4 protein-coding genes are annotated in these 3,039 nt (G+C 49.0%); 3 read left to right on the top strand and 1 reads right to left on the bottom strand.

Annotated features, from left to right (window positions below; genetic code table 11):
• Positions 1 to 86: 86 nt before the first annotated feature.
• On the bottom strand, positions 87 to 212 hold the full coding sequence (locus KDK19_RS09355; protein ID WP_257255307.1) for a hypothetical protein: 126 nt from the start codon (positions 210 to 212) through the stop codon (positions 87 to 89).
• An 82-nt stretch (positions 213 to 294) separates the two neighbouring features.
• Between KDK19_RS09355 and tsf the strand changes: the two genes are divergently transcribed.
• The 3 genes from tsf (at position 295) to frr (ending at position 2,710) form a co-directional block, all read left to right on the top strand.
• Positions 295 to 1,161, top strand: coding sequence for a translation elongation factor Ts (tsf, locus tag KDK19_RS09350; protein ID WP_257255306.1), 867 nt, complete (start codon positions 295 to 297; stop codon positions 1,159 to 1,161).
• A gap of 258 nt (positions 1,162 to 1,419) precedes the next feature.
• The gene (gene pyrH, locus KDK19_RS09345) at positions 1,420 to 2,160 is read left to right on the top strand and encodes a UMP kinase (protein WP_257255305.1); all 741 of its coding nucleotides are present in this window, start codon (positions 1,420 to 1,422) and stop codon (positions 2,158 to 2,160) included.
• Positions 2,153 to 2,710, top strand: a complete 558-nt coding sequence (gene frr, locus KDK19_RS09340) for a ribosome recycling factor (protein ID WP_257255304.1) — start codon at positions 2,153 to 2,155, stop codon at positions 2,708 to 2,710. The genes pyrH and frr overlap by 8 nt, the downstream gene beginning before the upstream one ends.
• The last annotated feature ends 329 nt before the right edge of the window (positions 2,711 to 3,039 follow it).

The following is a 3,039-nucleotide window of genomic DNA, read 5'->3' as shown; positions in this document are numbered from 1 at the left end:
CACTGAAAGCGAGTTTGTAGAAGTTGAAGCAGAAGCTGAAACTGAAGAAGCAGCTGAAGCCAAGGCTGATGACGGTCAGGAAGACGCTAAGGAAGCGTGATTTCCGGATCGTTGCGAAAAGGGGGCGTAGCCCCCTTTTTCAGATTAAAAAGAGCGTTTGTCACTTTGGGGTGGTCGTTGGCAAGAGCTTCAGTATGCACAAGCTTGTTCATATGTCATAAGCTTGAAGCGCTAAATAAATAAGCTCAAGGCTGCCCTGAACCCCTTATTGAATATTTGCGAGAGGAACCCACCATGGCAGCAATTACTGCAGCACTGGTTAAGGAACTGCGTGAACGCACTGGTCTGGGCATGATGGAGTGCAAGAAGGCTCTGGTTGCTTCGGAAGGTGATATCGAAAAGGCTATTGAAGAGCTGCGTAAATCTGGTCAGGCCAAGGCCGCCAAGAAAGCAGGTCGCACTGCCGCTGAAGGTATTGTCGCCACTAAAGTTGCCGAAGATGGTAGCTTCGGTGTAATGGTCGAAGTTAACTCCGAGACCGATTTTGTTGCCCGTGACGATAACTTCCTGAGTTACGTTCAGAGAGTGGTGGATGCCGCTTTTGATCGTAAGGAAGCTGACGTGGCCAAGCTGATGGAGGGTGAGCTGGAAGAAGCACGTCTGGCTCTGGTACAGAAGATCGGTGAAAACATTGGTGTTCGTCGTATTGAAATCGTAGAAGGCGGCGTGATTGACGCTTACGTTCACGGAAATAAGCGTATTGCTGTTTTGGTCAGCCTCGACGGTGGCAACTCCGAGCTGGCTCGTGATGTAGCTATGCACGTTGCTGCTGTTAACCCTCAGGTGGTTAACAAGGACGATATGCCAGCTGATCTGGTCGAGAAAGAGAAGGAAATCTTCAAGGCTCAGGCAGAGCAGTCCGGCAAGCCAGCTGAAATCATCGAGAAGATGATTGTTGGTCGTATCAACAAGTTCCTGGCTGAAAACAGTTTGACGGAGCAGCCTTTCGTTAAGGATCCTGATGTTAAAGTTGGCGCTCTGGCCAAGAAAGCGGGCGCTACCATCACAGGCTTCGTTCGCTACGAAGTGGGTGAGGGTATCGAGAAAGAAGAAGTGGACTTTGCTGCTGAAGTTCGAGCCCAGGCTGGACTCCAATCCTGATACTGTTAGTACTTAATGGATGGTGTCTGACCTTTCAGTTGAGTAGGCTTAATTGAGTCTGCTCAGCAGGTCTGCAGGTTTGCAGGTTTGCCCATATCCTGATGTCTGAGTATTGATGCACTGATGCAAGGTTGTATATGAGTGGCTGAATTTCAGCTGCCAATAGTGCATAAAACTCATTCATTGAGGTTTGGGGTGAGTCGGCAGGCCGTTGGGGACAGGCGCCTTTTCGCCTAACTCTGAATCGGAAAGCTGAAAATGCCGGCAAATGATAGACAACCGAAATATAAGCGCATTCTGCTTAAGCTCAGTGGTGAGGCCCTTCAGGGATCGGGGGACTTTGGTATTGATCCCAGTGTTCTTGACAGAATGGCCCTGGAAATCGGCCAGCTGGTGGGTATCGGCGTTCAGGTTGGTATCGTTATCGGTGGCGGAAATCTCTTTCGCGGAGCAGCGTTGAGTGCTGCTGGTCTTGATCGTGTGACTGGCGATCATATGGGGATGCTGGCCACAGTCATGAATGCCCTGGCTATGCGTGATGCCCTGGAGCGTTCAAACATCAATACCCGTGTCATGTCTTCCATTCCGATGGATGGTGTTGTTGAACACTATGACCATCGTCGTGCAATGCGCTACCTCAATGGTGGTGATGTAGTGATCTTTTCAGCGGGTACCGGTAACCCTTTCTTTACAACAGACTCAGCAGCCTGCCTTCGTGGTATTGAAGTTGAATCCGATGTTGTGTTGAAAGCAACCAAAGTTGACGGTATCTATGACAAGGATCCGGTTAAACATCCTGATGCAGTAAAATTTGAGTCCCTGACCTATGATGATGTGCTTGAGCGCAAACTTGGTGTAATGGATTTGACTGCGATCTGTCTGGTTCGTGATCAGCAGATGCCCGTTCGGGTTTTCAATATGAATAAATCCGGTGCTCTGCTCAATGCAGTGGTAGGTGGCGAAGAAGGAACACTGGTGAGTGGGGTGGTAAATGATTGAAGAAATTAAGCAAGATGCGCAAGAGCGCATGAGCAAGAGTGTTGACTCTCTGGATGGTGCATTTGCCAAAATTCGTACTGGCCGTGCTCACCCGAGTCTGCTGGATAGTGTCCGGGTTTCCTATTACGGCTCCGAGACGCCATTAAGCCAGGTTTCGAACATTTCTACTGAAGATGCCAGAACCCTGGCTGTTCGGGTCTGGGAAAAACAGATGGTGCCTGATGTAGAAAAAGCGATCCTTAAATCTGATCTGGGCTTGAATCCTTCCACTGCCGGTGAGGTGATTCGTATCCCTCTTCCTCCCCTGACTGAAGAGACCCGGAAGGGCTACACCCGTCAGGCACGTCAGGAAGCTGAAAACGCTAAAATTGCTATTCGCAATATTCGTCGTGATGCACTGGCCGACATCAAGGAGCTGGAAAAAGAAAAGGAAATCAGTGAAGACGATGAGCGTCGTGCACAGGACGATATCCAGAAGGTGACTGATAAATACATTGCTGCAGTCGATGCGGCGCTGGCCAGCAAAGAAAAAGATCTGATGGAAGTTTGAGTGCTTCATCTTCTTATTGGTTGCTTATAGACAGTCATGAGCGAGGAAAATCAGTCTGTTTGAATCTTGATGTAGCAGCCTGAATTTAATTGCTAATGCGGTTATAACAGCGTTCTCGTTAGCCCCTCCTCAGGGGCGTGGCTGCATTTCCTTTGCATGACTGCCTGTTGCTCCTCTAAATGTCTTATTTGATCAGGGATGTTGTCTCTCAGGCGGGTCTTTCCGTTCTGAGGCGTTAGGAGCGGCACTTTGCGGGTGTTTGTATTTAACTGTGAACGCCTCCAGGGGGCTGCAAATAAATTGTATTTTCAGATCAACAAAATAGTGAA

It is taken from the genome of Endozoicomonas sp. ONNA1, assembly GCF_024606325.1.
GTDB lineage: Bacteria > Pseudomonadota > Gammaproteobacteria > Pseudomonadales > Endozoicomonadaceae > Endozoicomonas_A.
This window is presented reverse-complemented; position numbering and strand designations above follow the sequence as displayed.

What these genes read in the sequence shown, in the direction of transcription:
- KDK19_RS09355 (WP_257255307.1), bottom strand. Translation starts at nt 212, where the DNA reads ATGAACAAGCTTGTGCATACTGAAGCTCTTGCCAACGACCACCCCAAA.
- tsf (WP_257255306.1), top strand. Translation starts at nt 295, where the DNA reads ATGGCAGCAATTACTGCAGCACTGGTTAAGGAACTGCGTGAACGCACT.
- pyrH (WP_257255305.1), top strand. Translation starts at nt 1,420, where the DNA reads ATGCCGGCAAATGATAGACAACCGAAATATAAGCGCATTCTGCTTAAG.
- frr (WP_257255304.1), top strand. Translation starts at nt 2,153, where the DNA reads ATGATTGAAGAAATTAAGCAAGATGCGCAAGAGCGCATGAGCAAGAGT.